The sequence below is a fragment of the Enterococcus sp. S22(2020) genome, from assembly GCF_020295385.1.
GTDB classification, from domain to species: domain Bacteria; phylum Bacillota; class Bacilli; order Lactobacillales; family Enterococcaceae; genus Enterococcus_L; species Enterococcus_L dunnyi.
Genome location: NZ_JACFUD010000002.1, coordinates 53813 through 69422, shown reverse-complemented (window position 1 = coordinate 69422; position 15610 = coordinate 53813). Strand labels below are relative to the sequence as shown.

The 15610-nt window shown below is 39.3% G+C and carries 12 protein-coding genes; 2 read left to right on the top strand and 10 right to left on the bottom strand.

What is annotated here, in order from left to right; all coding sequences use genetic code 11:
* Window positions 1-106 precede the first annotated feature (106 nt).
* Together H3T55_RS03355 and H3T55_RS03350 are read right to left on the bottom strand one after the other, a co-directional pair.
* Window positions 107-826 (bottom strand): pseudouridine synthase, encoded by a 720-nt coding sequence (locus H3T55_RS03355; protein ID WP_225533279.1) that lies wholly within the window; start codon window positions 824-826, stop codon window positions 107-109.
* Window positions 827-923: 97 nt separating this feature from the next.
* Window positions 924-2573 (bottom strand): polysaccharide biosynthesis protein, encoded by a 1650-nt coding sequence (locus tag H3T55_RS03350; protein ID WP_087640623.1) that lies wholly within the window; start codon window positions 2571-2573, stop codon window positions 924-926.
* Between the two features lie 445 nt (window positions 2574-3018).
* Between H3T55_RS03350 and H3T55_RS03345 the strand changes: the two genes are divergently transcribed.
* The gene (locus tag H3T55_RS03345) at window positions 3019-4533 is read left to right on the top strand and encodes a UDP-N-acetylmuramoyl-L-alanyl-D-glutamate--L-lysine ligase (RefSeq protein WP_225533278.1); all 1515 of its coding nucleotides are present in this window, start codon (window positions 3019-3021) and stop codon (window positions 4531-4533) included.
* Window positions 4534-4663: 130 nt separating this feature from the next.
* On the opposite strand, the gene H3T55_RS03340 is transcribed toward H3T55_RS03345, so the two are convergent.
* From H3T55_RS03340 to H3T55_RS03330, 3 genes are all read right to left on the bottom strand, one after another.
* Window positions 4664-5062 (bottom strand): DUF1801 domain-containing protein, encoded by a 399-nt coding sequence (locus tag H3T55_RS03340; RefSeq protein ID WP_225533277.1) that lies wholly within the window; start codon window positions 5060-5062, stop codon window positions 4664-4666.
* A gap of 11 nt (window positions 5063-5073) precedes the next feature.
* Window positions 5074-5592, bottom strand: coding sequence for a GyrI-like domain-containing protein (locus tag H3T55_RS03335; RefSeq protein ID WP_225533276.1), 519 nt, complete (start codon window positions 5590-5592; stop codon window positions 5074-5076).
* 76 nt (window positions 5593-5668) lie between these two features.
* Complete coding sequence (locus tag H3T55_RS03330; RefSeq protein ID WP_225533275.1) at window positions 5669-6577, bottom strand: AEC family transporter; 909 nt, start codon at window positions 6575-6577, stop codon at window positions 5669-5671.
* Window positions 6578-6715: 138 nt separating this feature from the next.
* Between H3T55_RS03330 and H3T55_RS03325 the strand changes: the two genes are divergently transcribed.
* Window positions 6716-7132 (top strand): hypothetical protein, encoded by a 417-nt coding sequence (locus tag H3T55_RS03325; protein ID WP_225533274.1) that lies wholly within the window; start codon window positions 6716-6718, stop codon window positions 7130-7132.
* A gap of 56 nt (window positions 7133-7188) precedes the next feature.
* Here the strand turns inward: H3T55_RS03325 and H3T55_RS03320 are convergent, their stop codons facing one another.
* The 5 genes from H3T55_RS03320 to H3T55_RS03300 all read right to left on the bottom strand — a co-directional run bounded on the left by H3T55_RS03320 (window position 7189) and on the right by H3T55_RS03300 (window position 15472).
* Complete coding sequence (locus H3T55_RS03320) at window positions 7189-8388, bottom strand: multidrug effflux MFS transporter (protein WP_225533273.1); 1200 nt, start codon at window positions 8386-8388, stop codon at window positions 7189-7191.
* Window positions 8389-8706: 318 nt separating this feature from the next.
* Window positions 8707-11172: a heavy metal translocating P-type ATPase gene (locus H3T55_RS03315; protein ID WP_225533272.1), complete on the bottom strand. Its 2466-nt coding sequence runs from the start codon at window positions 11170-11172 to the stop codon at window positions 8707-8709.
* 209 nt (window positions 11173-11381) lie between these two features.
* On the bottom strand, window positions 11382-12398 hold the full coding sequence (locus H3T55_RS03310; RefSeq protein ID WP_225533271.1) for a LacI family DNA-binding transcriptional regulator: 1017 nt from the start codon (window positions 12396-12398) through the stop codon (window positions 11382-11384).
* Window positions 12399-12525: 127 nt separating this feature from the next.
* A complete protein-coding gene (gene pgmB, locus H3T55_RS03305) occupies window positions 12526-13200 on the bottom strand; it encodes a beta-phosphoglucomutase (RefSeq protein ID WP_225533270.1) in 675 nt (224 codons plus the stop codon).
* A complete protein-coding gene (locus tag H3T55_RS03300) occupies window positions 13193-15472 on the bottom strand; it encodes a glycoside hydrolase family 65 protein (protein ID WP_225533269.1) in 2280 nt (759 codons plus the stop codon). Before H3T55_RS03300 ends, pgmB begins: the two co-directional genes overlap by 8 nt.
* Between the last annotated feature and the right edge of the window lie 138 nt (window positions 15473-15610).

Here is a 15610-nt window from a genome sequence, read left to right as displayed (position 1 = left end):
ACTCATCAGTCAATTGAAGTATATACCTAAGGCAACAGTTCGTCAAAAAAAGAGAATAAAACAGCTATGATCAAAGCATAGTTATTTTATCCTCTACATAGTAATCCTAGCTATCTTGCAGCTCTTGAAGCTCCGTCTCTGTCAACGGGCGGTATGCTCCCAAAGGCAGGTGTTCATCCAATACTAAACTGCCCATGCGTAAACGTTTTAGATAAACAACTCTTTTATCGACCGCTTCAAACATTCGTTTCACTTGATGAAACTTTCCCTCTTGAATGACTAACCGGATCTTTGATGTTTGATTGGCTTCATTTATCTCGTCGATCAACAGCTTGCTCTGCTTTACCTGTTCACCGTTCGTTAGAGCAAAGCCAGAAGCGAAGATCTGCACATCTTCTTCTGTGACTAACCCTTCGATTTCAGCAAAGTATTCTTTATCCACGTGCTTTTTAGGCGACAATAATCGATGTGCCAATTGACCATCATTCGTTAAGAGTAATAATCCTTCTGTATCCTTGTCCAAACGACCAACAGGAAACAAATCAGTACGATAATCTTCCTCTTTCAGTAAATCGATCACTGTTTGATCCCTTGCATCTTCCGTTGCGGACACAACGCCTTGTGGTTTATGTAATAGATAATAATAAAATTTTTGATAGCTCACTCGTTCTCCTGCAAATAAAACGATGTCCTGATATTCATCGATATGCAGCTTACCATCTTTTACAGGCTGTTCGTTTACCGTTACGAGATTTTTTTTCAGCAACAGTTTGACTTCTTTTCTACTGCCAACACCTGCTTCGGCAAGAAATTTATCTAAACGCATTCAATCAAATCTCCTTTTATAAGAAAATAAGTGTGAGCAAAAGTATCCCTACTCCTGCTGCACACTCTAAATTTAAATCCATCATGAGCAAATGCTCTTATCTTATTTTTAATTTGCGGCGAATTTTATTCACGCTACTCCCTAATAATTTATCTGCCAGTCTCAGTTTCAACGTAATGTAACCATATACGGCTCCGCCAAAAGCTGCAACAAGCATAATGATGATAAATGACTGGAACTTACGTGTTGGGTCTAAGAATAAATATAAGAATTGACGCATGATAACAGTCGCAACGACCATCACTAACGTGATCAAAAAGATCAATAATCCGCGGCGCAAGGTCAAGCTAAAATTAAAACGGCTGACTTTTTTGATTTTTCTCAAAATCAACGTACAGGCAAAAGCAAAACCGATCATCGTAGCAATCGCTGGCCCATAGACTTCAAATAATCGAATAGCTGGATATTGAACAATCAGCTTCAGCGCAAGCCCTAAACCAAAGTACTTGATGGCTGCTTTATTTTCATACATCCCCATCAACATCGTCGATGACAACATGTATAGGCCCATGAACAGCCCGGCAAAGCACGCTTGAACTAAAACCGATACACCTAAATGATCCGGCGAATAAAACATCGTATATAGCGGTTTCGCTAATACGATCATCCCGAACGTGGCCGGCAGCATCACAAACATAAACAACTGCAAGTTATTGCTGATCAGCTTTGAAAGATCACGATAATTTTTCAAGGTGATCGCTTCTGTGATCAATGGCAACCCTGTTGCAGAAATCGATGTTGCTAAAGCAATGACGACCATCGTCAATTTATCAGGATTCGCATTAAAAATAGCGAAAAATGTGCGCAACTGACTACCTGAATATGTGGTAAAAGTATTCATGAAATTTGAGAATGTAAATTGATCGACCAATTTGAATACAGTAACACCTGAACCTACAATGATAAATGGAATTGCTTCTTTTAACGTTTCTGTCAGTAAATCACGAGTAGATGCTTCGTGCTCGTTCGCACTATGTGCTTCCAAGTAATCGAACATCGGCTTTTGTTTACGAATATAGAAAAATAGTACAACAAAGCTAGCTAACATTCCGATCGCTGCTGCCAAGGTAGATTGTGTCACTGCATCTACATAATTTCCATCGAAAACTTTCATGATAATGAACGCTGTCAGTAACATATAGAAGACACGGGCAACTTGTTCAACGATCTGTGATAACGCATACGGCATCATATCCTGATTTCCTTGAAAGTAGCCACGAACCACACTCATACAAGGGAAGATCAAGACTGCCAAGCTCAGTGACCGCATCGTTGGGATCAAATCTTCACCGCCGCCTGACCACTCAGCCAATAAAGGCGAAGCCAGATACATGACGATGGCAAAAATCGCCCCTAAAATAGCCATCAACTGAAGAGCTTTATAAAAGAGCTGTCTGCTCACTTTATACTCATTGAGAGAATTATAATACGAGGTTTGTTTAGCGATCGCTGCAGGAATCCCTGCTGTAGAAATTAATAAAAAAAGCGCGTAAACAGTATAACCCATTGAAGACAAACTATTCGCTTCATTGGCGTGTTCACCCATCCATGCATACCAAGGAATGATATATACTGCACCCAACAACCGAGAAATTATATTACTAGCTGTCATCCAGGCCGAACCTTTGACCATTTTTTCCTGGTTCGTCAAGACTGGTTGATCAGCAGGATTTGATTGATTGATCATTTAACTCCTCCAACTTTCTTCAAACATGCTTTCTTTATTTTAATTGTTAAATCAAGTATATGCAACGAATTTCTCGAATAATTTCACTTATTTATCGTTTCCCTATATAAATCATTGAAAAACACTTAAAAAGCTATTTTCATAATCATCGATCAAATTATCACTTCTTCAACTTTTATATAAATTAATCTAAAATAACTGAAATAAAGAGTAGAAAAACATCGTTTTTTTATCCAAAATTAACCAATTATTCTTCTTACCTACAACTAAATTTCATAATACTATTTATAAAAAAATTCACACGACTATTTATTCTGCTTATATAATAAAATAGCACACATCTTGAAGTTTTACTGTTTAAATTGTATGATGAAATCCTAAACTAGTATAGCTATACCGATAAAACCTGACATTCAGATTTTAACCGGTGCTTGGAGGCCGAATAATGACTATTTCTTTAGAAAAAATCCGGGAATGTTTACTTAAAGAACACCTTTTAAAAGAATTTACTTCAGCTGAAGGCTGGAGCTTAACATCACCAATTTCATTAGAAAATAAACAATTCGATGCTCTTTCTTATGATTCCCGCACCGTAAATAGCGACACACTTTTTTTCTGTAAAGGCTTGAATTTCAAAGAAGACTATTTAACAACAGCCATTACAGCTGGACTTGAAGTTTATGTGGCAGAACAGCCTTATGAGGTTGAAGCGGCTCTAGGAATCATCGTCACAGATATCAAAAAAGCGATGGCTGTTTTGAGCATGGCGTTCTATGATTATCCACAGAATAAACTAAAATTAGTTGGCTTTACAGGTACAAAAGGAAAGACAACTGCCGCTTATTTCACAAAATTCATTTTAGATCATGCTACAAACAATAAAACGGCGATGTTGTCTACTATGAACTCGACATTGGATGGGCAAACTTTTTTCAAATCACAGCTGACAACACCTGAATCATCAGATCTTTATCGTATGATGGCAGAAGCAGTCGATAACCAGATGACCCATTTTATCATGGAGGTCTCTTCACAAGCTTATAAGACGAATCGAGTATATGGTCTATTCTTTGATGTAGGGATTTTTCTAAATATCACACCTGACCACATCAGTCCGATCGAGCATCCGACATTCGATGATTATTTTTATTGTAAAAGACAATTGATCTCACATTCTAAGACAGTTATTTTAAACCACGACTCTGACTATTTCCAATTATTGAAGGAAACAGCAGAGCTTCATCACACGTCATACATCATTTATGGCAGTCAGCAGACAGATACAGATTATGCTTATCAAACCGATCCAGAAGATTCCTTAGCCTTTTCTGTTACAGCCAAAAAGGACACACTTGGACTTGCTGGTGACTATCATTTACGCTTAGGCGGAGACTTTAATAAAGGAAATGCACTCAGTGCAATGATTGCTGCTTCTTTGGTCGGTGCTACTCACGATTCATGTGTCCAAGGAATTCAAGAAGCAACGGTTCCTGGACGAATGGAGCTTTTAACAAACACAAATGGGGCAAAAGTTTATGTTGATTATGCTCATAATTATGATAGCTTGAAAAACCTTCTGACTTTTATAAAAGAAGAACACCCAGAAGGCCGTTTGATTGTAGTGATCGGCAGCACGGGCAACAAAGCAATTTCCCGACGTAAAGATTTCGGCAGGGTGTTAACTGAACTTGCAGATATCGCGATTTTAACCACAGATGACCCTGCTGATGAAGAACCTACTACCATTTGCAAAGAGATCGCAGAATATATAACTGCACCGATCCAAGTCGAAACGATTATCGATCGCAGTGCCGCAATAGAAAAAGCACTCTCCTTGAGCAGTCCAAAAGATGCTGTTATTTTAGCAGGTAAAGGAGCAGATTTATATCAAAAGATCCATGGGATAGATACCCCCTATGAAGGTGACTTTGCTATTGCAGAGCGTTTGATCGACCGTTAGAATATACAACTAAAACAAGAGTCCGGAACAAAACTGTTTTCTAGTTTTGTTCCGGACTCTACTTCTTAATAAACCGTGGTCAAATGTCCTCTTATTTCTTGGGATCAAACACTTCTATCCCAGCCTATATTTACTTTTGATGATAGGTCAGTGCTCGTTGGATACAAAAAGCTAATTCGTCTAGAGGTAATTCCTTTGCAGGATCAAGAACAATGGCGCGATTCTTAGAGAATTCCAGTTCCTTGGAAAACAACGCCCGAAATTCTTCGATCACGGTCGTTTGACAATGGAAAAAAAGGGCGACCTTGGTTTCGCCAAAGCGATCAAGTCGAATAGGTGTCCCAGATTTTGTTTGAATAGTAGAATAAGTTGGTTGATGCCACTTTAAGCTTTCTTCGATTTCACCAACTCCAGAAGTTGCTTCGCCAACCTCAAAGATCAACGCCCTAAGCTCCAGCAATGATAAGCGAATAACCTCTGGATATTGTTCAAAAACAGCGGCAACCTGTTTATTTTTGATTTCTTTCATTTTAACTCACCTCATTTTTTGAGCGGGATCCATAGCTCACAACGATACTCATCAGACATCATGTCCCCTATAGGATAATATTCTATCCGCGGCAGCTGCTGATTTTCTTCTAATGACTCAGCTATCCACGGAGCAGTCAATTGATTTTTTAATTGCATCAAATGATTCGGTTTGTTTGCGTCAAAAGTAGAAACAGCATTTGCGATCGCTCCTTGACAAGTGAAGACTGCCCAAGACGTTTCGACCACTTGGATACTCGTCAATTCTTCAGCGATTTCTTTTTCTCCCTGAGCACTTACACTGATCATGTAATCAAACGTTTCTGCCACCTGTCGATTGCTGTCAGAAACGCCATAGAACCCGCCTGTCTTTTCTTTAGTTTCAGATAATAGCTGATTGATCTTGGCCTCTGTTAAATCAGCCCAAAATGCTGATATTCCTTGATAATCCTCAAAGTGATCAATCATACCTAGTGTTTTTTGATAGCCGACTAGATTAAATTTCGGCTTTTGTTGAATGTGATAATCCATCGTATCATCTCCTCTATCGTCTGCTATTACTTTAGCATCCAATAGATGACAACAGTTTGTCATATTTTACCAAAAATCATACCATCCAGACCATCACCAGCGTCATCAGTAATAAACTGATCAAAATACTCATAGAGGAAGTAAAACCAACCGTCTCTTCTTTTACTCCAGCCTTCACACTATTGATCACAGAAAATGTCGGCATCGGTGCTAAACTCAGTACCACTAATACGATTCTCAATAATGGCTCCAACGGAATAATGAAGGCAAATATCAATGCAAAGACTAGCCCGCACACGTATCGCCAAAACAGCACTTCTCTCACTAGTTTCAGTGCTTGTTTAGGCAAACGTAATTCAAGATATAATCCAATCATGAACATCGATAAAAAGCCATTTGCTTTTGCAACTAGCTCTAGTATTTGAATCAATTCCACTGGCAAACCAACTTGAACTGCACGCAACAGCAGCATGATCATATAGGCCGTAAAAGGAACAGACTTAAACAATGTCGATAGAATTTTTTTTAACGTCGTTTCTTCTTTAGAACCAACTATTTTATCGATCAACAGCGTACTGCCGCCTGTCAGCATGACACTATTCCCTATATCAAACATCAGTAAAAACGGAATCGCTAACGGATAAAATCCCTGAATAAACGGCAATGTAAAATTGCCAATATTATAGCCTGACATCGAATACATTTGAAATGTCCGTTCCAACGTCGAACGCTTTTTGGACAACAATCCTCCTGCTAAAATCACGATCAAATTTAATAAAATCCCCATTGCTAATAAAAAAAACAATGTGCTTGAAACAACCACATTTGCCAAACTAACAATAACTGTTGCTGGTAATGTAATATTGACTATGATCACAGATAAAGTCCCACCATCTGCTTTACTCAATAAACCAAAGCGTTTCATCAAATACCCCAAAATGATGACAAAACAAAAACTAGCCGCCTGTAACAAAATCTCTTTCAACCATTTCACCCTCGTCTCTTTACTTGACTATCTTAAACAAAGTATAACAAAAAAAGGGAGGTGCAACTCATTTAAATCAATTGTCTGCCTGTTTATATGTGCTACAATTAGGGAAAATCACGAGGAAGGTTCTTTTTTATGACAAAAAAACTCTTGTTGGTCAGTAACTTATTTATCGGTTTCGGTGGTATAGCAGGTGGCGTGATGGCTTTATCCAGCAATGCACATTCCATTCTTGGGCTATCAGAAGACATGTTGCGATACTCACCGTTTACAACTTTTTTGATTCCCGGATTATTTTTGTTAGTAATGATCGGTTGCGGGAACCTTGCTATCGGCTGGGCTAACTTAAGACAAACACACACATTTCCTTACTTAGAGTGTTTGATCGGTCTTGTTCTATGTATCTGGATCATGATCCAGTGTCTGATGCTATGGTCTATCGTTGCACTTCATCTCATTTTCTTTCTCCTAGGATTACTCCAATTTCTAGGTGGATATCTCATCATCAAACAAAGACAGCTGCCTTTTCCTTTCTCAGCAACCCAACATTAAAAAAAGGAATGCACACTGCTTCAAATAAGCACTGTGCATTCCTTTTTTATACTCTTCTAACGCAAATTCTTCTGATACAAAAACCTACGCACAAAAACCAACATAGACAGTCCGATCACAAGAAAATATATTGGCATCACTACCAGTGTCCCATTATGAATCACGCTCATACCATAGGTAAACAAGCTGACTAATAAGTAATACCCTAGGCTAAAAAGCGCTCCTGCTGATCCTATCACCTCTTGATACTCAACTAAAGCTAGACTTAAGCAGTTAGGCAGCGCCATTCCTGTCCCCGTCAAGACAACAAAAACACCGAGCAAAATAAGCCACATCTGAAGTGTATTTGGTAAAAATACAGACAATACTGTCAACAAAAGACAGGAACTACCCAGCAGCAAACAGCAAATACCCATATAAATGATTTTTTCCGGGCAATAAATCGGTAATAAGCGTTTAGACAACAACGAGCCTAAAATCGAAGCACCTGCTACTCCAATGCCTAAAAAACCATAAACTGCTGTAGACAAATGAAAATGTTCGATAAAGATAAACGGAGCTTCCGCATAATAACTGAATAGTATCCCATTGATCGCACCGATCAAGAAGCCATAGGTCATCACCTTGGGATCAGTCAATAATCGCTTGATCAAAGGTAACAGCTTTACTTGCACTCGTTTTTCTACTTGATACGTTTCAGGTAGACATAAAAATGCATAGCAGAAAATGACGATACTCATACAAACTAATACAAGAAAAACAGCTCTAAAGCCTAAATACTGATCAACAAGCCCGCCGATCAAAGGTCCTATCGCCGGCGTAAATGCCAAAGCTGCTGAAATTTGAGCAAACAGCGCATGCCGATGATTGCCTGCATAACTTTCTCTTAAAATCGTTTGTGTCACAACAGAACCTGTACTAGCACCGAACGCTTGAATAAAGCGGGCAAAGAGCAGACCATTGATCGAGTAGGCCCTGAAACATAGAAAACTGCCGATACCATAGACAAACAAGCCGTAAAGCATTGCTTTTCGACGACCACTTAGATCTGACAGCCAGCCCCAAAAAAAGACTCCGAGAGCAAACGACAGAAAATAGATACTCAATGTTAGCTGAACTGTCGCCATCGACGTTTGCAAGTCCGTCGCAATATCTGGTAATGATGGGGTGAAAATCGTTTCACTGATTTGCGGAAATCCTACCAAAACGATCAATAATAATAAAGATGGTGTTTGAGTTTTGATGCTTTTTTTCAAAAAAATTCCTCCTGAATCTATAACAGAACAGGTCGATCCAGCTTGTTACAAGAATGACCTGTTCAGCTAGAAAATTAGTTTAAAGGGATGAAAAAAAACATCTTTCTCCGGGAAGCGGCGGGAGCATGATCAATATTAATTTATAGGTATCCATCTACTCGCTCACATCCTTTACTATCTTTCATTCAACTTAATGATTGCACAACCATAGTAGCATAGATCCTTATTTTTTCCAATGTACACTACGAACCCAGAAAAAGGAAAATAAAGGGGAAACTCATTCAGCGATGATTTTCCCCTCCACCCTTATTATATTTTCTATTTTTTCAAAGCCGATGGTTTAAATCCTTTCAAACGTAAGGCATTCAGCAACACTGAAACTGAGCTAAAACTCATCGCAGCTCCTGCGATCATCGGATTCAATAGCGGTCCGCCAAATAGATACAAGACACCCATCGCCACTGGAATCCCTAACGTATTATAGGCAAACGCCCAAAATAGGTTTTCTTTGATGTTCTTGATCGTTGCCTTGCTTAATTCTACTGCTGTTGGTACATCCATCAGATCACTTCTCATCAAAACGATATCTGCTGATTCCATTGCAACGTCTGTACCAGAACCGATCGCAATGCCGATATCTGCTTGAGCTAAGGCAGGAGCATCATTGATTCCGTCACCGACCATGGCAACTTTCTTACCTTCTTTTTGAAGCTTTTGGACTTCATTCGCTTTATCTTCTGGTAAAACTTCACTTAATACACGGTCGATCCCAACTTGTTTCGCGATCGCTTGTGCCGTTCGTTTGTTATCCCCTGTGATCATGGCTACTTCGATGCCCATTTGATGCAGCTTTTTGATTGCCGGAATACTGGTTTCTTTGATCGTGTCTGCTACAGCGATGATTCCTGCAATCAAATCATCTTTCGCAATATACATCGGTGTTTTCCCTTGTTCTGCTAATTGATCAGAGATCGTACCTAAATTCTCTAACGAAATATGACGATCATCCATCAATTTTTTGTTCCCTAATAAAAAGCGGCTGCCTTCGATCGTCACTTCGATCCCATGTCCAGGAATGGCTGTAAAGTTTTCTGTTTGGGCAAAGGTAAGATTTTTCTCCACTGCATCATTGACGATCGCTTCACCTAGAGGGTGTTCAGAACCTTTCTCAGCTGATGCTGCTAAACGCAGTAGGTCATTTTCAGCTAAATCATTTGCTGTAACGATATCTGTCACTTTAGGTTTTCCCTCTGTTATCGTACCCGTTTTATCAAAAACGATCGTTTGGATTTTATGCGTTGTTTCCAGTGCGTCACCGCTTTTGATCAGCACACCATTTTCAGCACCTTTTCCTGTACCGACCATAATTGCAGTAGGTGTTGCCAACCCTAAAGCACATGGACAAGCAATCACTAAAACAGAGATCGTGATCGTCAAGGCAAAAACCCAAGATTCCTGTCCTAAGAAATACCAAGCCAAACCAGATAACACTGCTAAAACAATGACGATCGGCACAAATACACCTGAAATTTTGTCTGCCATTTTAGCGATCGGTGCTTTTGATCCTTGCGCATCTTCGACTAATTTAATGATTTGTGAAAGAGCAGTATCTTTTCCTACCTTTGTCGCTTTAAATCGGAAGCTGCCGTTTTTGTTGATACTTGCACCAATCACATTATCACCAGCTTTTTTCTCAACTGGTATACTTTCACCCGTCAGCATCGATTCATCGACTGCACTTGACCCTTCAACAACAAGTCCGTCAACAGGAATTTTTTCTCCTGGTCGAACGACAATGATATCATCCAATTGTACTGCATCTACTGGAATTTCCATTTCTTCATCATTACGTAAAACACGTGCATTTTTTGGTGCTAAACCCATCAATTTTTTGATCGCTTCTGAGGTTTTTCCTTTTGAAACAGCTTCAAAATATTTCCCTAGTGTGATCAAGGTCAAAATCACGCCAGCAGATTCATAGTAAAGCGCCATTGCAAAATGAGTGTCACCCGTATAAATCATGATCGTGCCATATAAGCTGTAAGCGACAGCCGCACTCGTTCCCAATGCTACAAGAGAATCCATATTAGGATGACCTTTGAACAATGCTTTGAATCCAATGATGAAAAAGCTTCGTCCAAAATACAGCACAGGAATCGTCAAAAGCAGCTGGACCGTCGCAAAAGTTGTCGCATGCATCATCGGATCTAAGAATCCTGGTAATGGCAAACCAACCATGTGTCCCATTGCAATGTAAAATAGAGGCACCGTGAAAACAGCAGACAACCAAAAGCGTTGCCACATCTCTTTGATGTGTTTCTGTTTTTTCTCACGATCTTTATCTACCGTATCCGCTGAATCGATTTGTTCAACAGCTCCATAGCCTGCATCAACAACTGTTTTCGTGATATCTGACACATTCAGAACAGCTGGATCAAAATCGACTGTCATTTTTTCTGTCGCTAGATTTACGGCAGCGGTCTGCACACCATTTAGTTTATTGACCGCCTTTTCGATCACTTGTGCACAAGATGCACACGTCATTCCTTCTATATCAAATGTGCGTTGCTGAGTATTGCTCAATGCTTCATAGCCTGCATCAGCAACCGCTTGTTGAATATCTTTTTCTGATAATGCTGTTTCATCATATTCCACATTTAGTTTTTCAGTTGCCAAGTTGACCGTCGCTTTTGATACACCCGCTAGTTTGGCCGTTGCCTTTTCAACAGTCTGTGCACAAGACGCACACGTCATCCCTTCTATATCAAATGTTTTAGCTTCCACTTTTCCCGCTCCTTCTTTCTGTATGTACTTTTTCATATTTTTCCAAAACGACTATAAATGTAGTCGAGTTATTTCTTCTTTATATTAAGACAGTAAAATATATTTGTCAACCCATTTATCACTTTTTATCAATCCATAAATACACAATCGAGTTCCATACAAAAAAAACTGCGAACAAACATCTAAAAAATGTTCATTCGCAGTTCATATTATATGCCATTCAAATCAAGCACCGTCTCCCGCTTGATCAACTGATGAGGGATCACTAATCGTACTCCTGTCGGTTCTTTTTGCTGCAGCGTATCGATCAGCTTTTGCATACCCATTTTGCCTAGCTCAGCAATATCGATATCGATACTCGTTAGATAAGGATGGACCAATGTCGAATAAATCGAGTTATTGAAACTGATCACGGAAAAGTCATCTGGGACGCGATACCCATACATCTGAGCCAACTGGATCATCCGCATTGCAAAAATATCATCGATCACAACTGCAGCTGTTGCTTTCGTTTCTTTTAGCAAGTCCTCAAATGCAACATACGCTTCTGGACTTTCCATATCCACCGAAGGAAACATGGTCAAACCTGCAACCATCATTGCTTTTTGATAACCAAAGTAACGTTCATAATAAATATTTTCGTGCGTTGTATTAGTGATAAACAGAATATTCTCATGTCCATTTTCGATCAAAAAATCCGTTGCATGTTTTCCTAAAAGCTGATTATCATTATCTACATAAATGACTTTCTCTTCGTTTGTGTACGGTTGTCCGATCAAAGAGAATGGCACGTGATTTTCAACTAAGTAATCGATCACTGGATCATCCTTATCTGAATAGAGCAAGATAAATCCATCTACCTGCTTTTGACGATGCATCAGCTGAACATTTTCTAACAAGGTATCAAAAGACTGAGCCGTTGCAATCGCCGTCGTCATATCATGTTTACGGGCTTCAGCGTTGATCGATTCAATGATTTCTAAATAAAATGGATTGCCCATCCGTTCACGCGAATCCAAGGGCGGCAAAATCACACCTACTGCACCCGAAGATCTTTTACCAAGATTACGTGCAGCAATATTCGGAACGTACCCCATTTCTTCCATCACTTTAAAGACCTTTTTCTTGGTCGCGTCAGAAATACTGGGGTGATCATTGATTACCCTTGATACAGTGGAAGTTGCTACTCCAGCTTTCTTCGCAACATCTTTCACAGTAATCGTCATCGGCTTCACTCCTTTCCAGGTTCATGTTTTTAAGAACAAATCATGCCATCGTAGAAAATAATACCACATATCAGCAGCTCGTTGCTATCGTCATTTTACGACTGTACAAATTCCTTGACCTGAGGACTTACTTCTCTTTTCTTTCTGTCTGCCAAACACTTGTCAAATACGCTAGTGTCAACTCTTCTGTTGAAGAAACTAATGCAATATCCTGTCCTAAATCTTCTTCACGACCTACCCCAACAGGTACCGCACCACTTGCCGCGATCGCTTGGATCCCCGCTTTGGCATCTTCGATCCCAAGACATTCTTGTGCAGTTAAGCCAACTTCACTTGCAGCCAGTTGAAAAATCTCGGGGTCCGGCTTTCCTTTTTTTACTTTAGCCGGATCAGCGATCCCATCAAAATAAGGAAGTAATGCCATTTTTTCTAGCAAGAAGGGGCCATTTTTACTAGCAGAAGCCAAAGAAATTTTAAAATTTTGCTCCTTCAATTGTTTCAATAACTCTAAAATGCCTGGATAAACATCTGTCGGACTCACATTTTGAATCATTTCTACATAGTATTCATTTTTCCGCTGCGCCAGTTCAGCAAACTGCTCTGGAGTATACGCGTCATTCCGTCCGCCGTGAGCCAGCATCAATTTTAAAGAATCTTCTCGACTGACACCTTTTAACTCCTCATTGAACGCGCGGTCAATAGTAATACCGATCTCTTTGCCCAACTGTTTCCAAGCTTGATAATGATACTCCGCTGTATCCGTCAACACTCCATCTAAATCAAACAACACACCTTTAAACATGTTCTGCCACCTTTTCCACCTTAACAACTACTTCATCTTCTAAACTTACTTGGTTTCCGTATAGTTTAAGTGATAATTTATCTCCGGAAACTAATGTTAAACGAACCTCATTTTGATCAACTGCTACATATAACAAGCGTCCGCGATAATTTACATGAAACGCATAGCTTGTCCAACTCTGTGGTAAAAACGGCGCGAAACTCAATGCCTCATTCGCTGTTTTCATTTGAGCAAACCCTTGAACGATCGCCAACCAGCTGCCTGTCATGGACGTAATGTGCAAACCATCTTCTGTATCATTATTATAATTATCTAAATCTAAGCGTGCTGTTCGCTGATACATTTCTACCGCTTTTTCTTCCATCCCAAGCTCTGCTGCCAAAACAGCATGAATACTTGGTGACAATGATGATTCATGCACAGTCATCGGCTCATAGAATAAAAAATTACGTTCCTTCTCAGCTTGGGTAAAGCGTTCGCCAAAGAAATAGATGCCTTGCAATACATCTGCTTGCTTAATGAAGCAAGAACGTAAAATTCGATCCCAAGACCATTTTTGATTTAACGGCAGATTTTCCGGTGAAAGATCGCTGCTTGGCATCAAATCCTTATCTAAAAATGTATCATGCTGGACAAAAACACCCAATTCTTCATCAAACGGATAATACATATGCTCAATGATATCCTGCCACGAAGCTTGTTCTTCAGCTGATATTTCTACGGTTGTTTCTGTTTGATAGTTAAGATAATTTTCTAAAGTATACTGCAATACCCAAGTTGCGATAGTGTTTGTATACCAATTATTGTTGACGTTATTTTCATATTCATTTGGTCCTGTGACACCATGAATCATGTATTTCCCTTTACGTTTTGAGTAATGTACACGATCTGCCCAGAAACGTGCGATTTCTGTTAAAACTTGTAAGCCTTCATTTTTTAGATAGTCACTATCACCTGTATAGTTCACATAATTGTAAATAGCATAGGCGATCGCACCATTTCTGTGGATCTCTTCAAATGTGATTTCCCACTCGTTATGACACTCTACTCCAGTAAAAGTCACCATTGGATATAAAGCACCTGCCAACCCTTGTTGGCGAGCGTTATGCTTCGCTTGTTCTAATTGATTATAGCGGTATTTCAACAGATTTTTTGTTACTTCTGGTTTTGCCAATGCAAGGTATAATGGTACAGCATAAGCTTCCGTATCCCAATAAGTAGCACCGCCATATTTTTCTCCCGTAAAGCCTTTTGGTCCAATATTCAAGCGTTCATCTTCACCATAATATGTCGTAAATAACTGGAATAAATTAAACCGAATGCCTTGTTGTGCAGCTTCATCTCCTTCGATCGTCACATCCGCTAAAGCCCAACGCTCTTGCCACGCTTCATTTTGTTCTTGAAGAAGCTCCTCAAATCGTTTTGAACTTTCTTGTAACAACTGAACTGCTTTTTCTTGTTGTTGTTCTTCTGGAATATCACGACTTGTCAGGACAATGACTTGTTTTTCCAGCACAAGTGATTCGCTTTCTGATAGCTGCTTTTGGAAAATTCGTTGTATTTTCAACGTTTCTGCTTCTGAACCTTCAGTATTCATCGTTGTGTTATGCTTCATAGCACCTGTCACAGCAAACTGTTCAATGCCAAAAGCATTAGGAATCGTGCGCGTTGTCAAAAAACCGACTTCATCAGTGAATCCAGTGCCACGAGCTTCCCAAAACATTTCATCATAGTTGCTGTCTTCATTACGAACATCACCATCGATTTTTGAAAGGATCTGAATATCTGCACTTCCTTTAAGAACCTCAGCCGTTACTCGAATAACAGCTAATTCTTGTTGAACGATACTTAAAAAGCGCTCAAAACGGAATTTCACTGTTGCCTTGTCACTCTCTAAAATAAATGTTCTTGTCAATAAACCATTATGCATATCTAATTCTAAGTAAAAATCCTTAGGTTCTTGTATACCTAAATCTATAGCTTCCCCATTTACAAAAATATCCAGTGCAATGAAATTCATTGCATTGATCACTTTACCAAAGTAATCTGGATAGCCATTTTTCCACCAGCCGACTCTTGTTTTATCTGGATACCAAACACCAGCTAGATAGGTTCCTTGATGATGATCACCCGTATAGCGCTCTTCAAAGTTTCCACGCATCCCCATATAACCGTTTCCTATAGATGTAAGAGACTCCTGCAAACGGCGTTCGTCACGTTCTAATTGGTGTGTTGAAATTTTCCATGGATCTATTTCAAATAGATGATTCATTTTGATTTCCTCCTATACTCGTTTCATTTCTTAACACCATAATAAACGCAACCGATTGCATTGTCAATTATTTATTCATAAACTTATCTGATTTTCTCCTTACTACACCAATTTTATTGATTTATACTGATTGTAACT

What these genes read in the sequence shown, in the direction of transcription:
- H3T55_RS03355 (WP_225533279.1), bottom strand. Translation starts at nt 826, where the DNA reads ATGCGTTTAGATAAATTTCTTGCCGAAGCAGGTGTTGGCAGTAGAAAA.
- H3T55_RS03350 (WP_087640623.1), bottom strand. Translation starts at nt 2,573, where the DNA reads ATGATCAATCAATCAAATCCTGCTGATCAACCAGTCTTGACGAACCAG.
- H3T55_RS03345 (WP_225533278.1), top strand. Translation starts at nt 3,019, where the DNA reads ATGACTATTTCTTTAGAAAAAATCCGGGAATGTTTACTTAAAGAACAC.
- H3T55_RS03340 (WP_225533277.1), bottom strand. Translation starts at nt 5,062, where the DNA reads ATGAAAGAAATCAAAAATAAACAGGTTGCCGCTGTTTTTGAACAATAT.
- H3T55_RS03335 (WP_225533276.1), bottom strand. Translation starts at nt 5,592, where the DNA reads ATGGATTATCACATTCAACAAAAGCCGAAATTTAATCTAGTCGGCTAT.
- H3T55_RS03325 (WP_225533274.1), top strand. Translation starts at nt 6,716, where the DNA reads ATGACAAAAAAACTCTTGTTGGTCAGTAACTTATTTATCGGTTTCGGT.
- H3T55_RS03310 (WP_225533271.1), bottom strand. Translation starts at nt 12,398, where the DNA reads ATGACGATTACTGTGAAAGATGTTGCGAAGAAAGCTGGAGTAGCAACT.
- pgmB (WP_225533270.1), bottom strand. Translation starts at nt 13,200, where the DNA reads ATGTTTAAAGGTGTGTTGTTTGATTTAGATGGAGTGTTGACGGATACA.
- H3T55_RS03300 (WP_225533269.1), bottom strand. Translation starts at nt 15,472, where the DNA reads ATGAATCATCTATTTGAAATAGATCCATGGAAAATTTCAACACACCAA.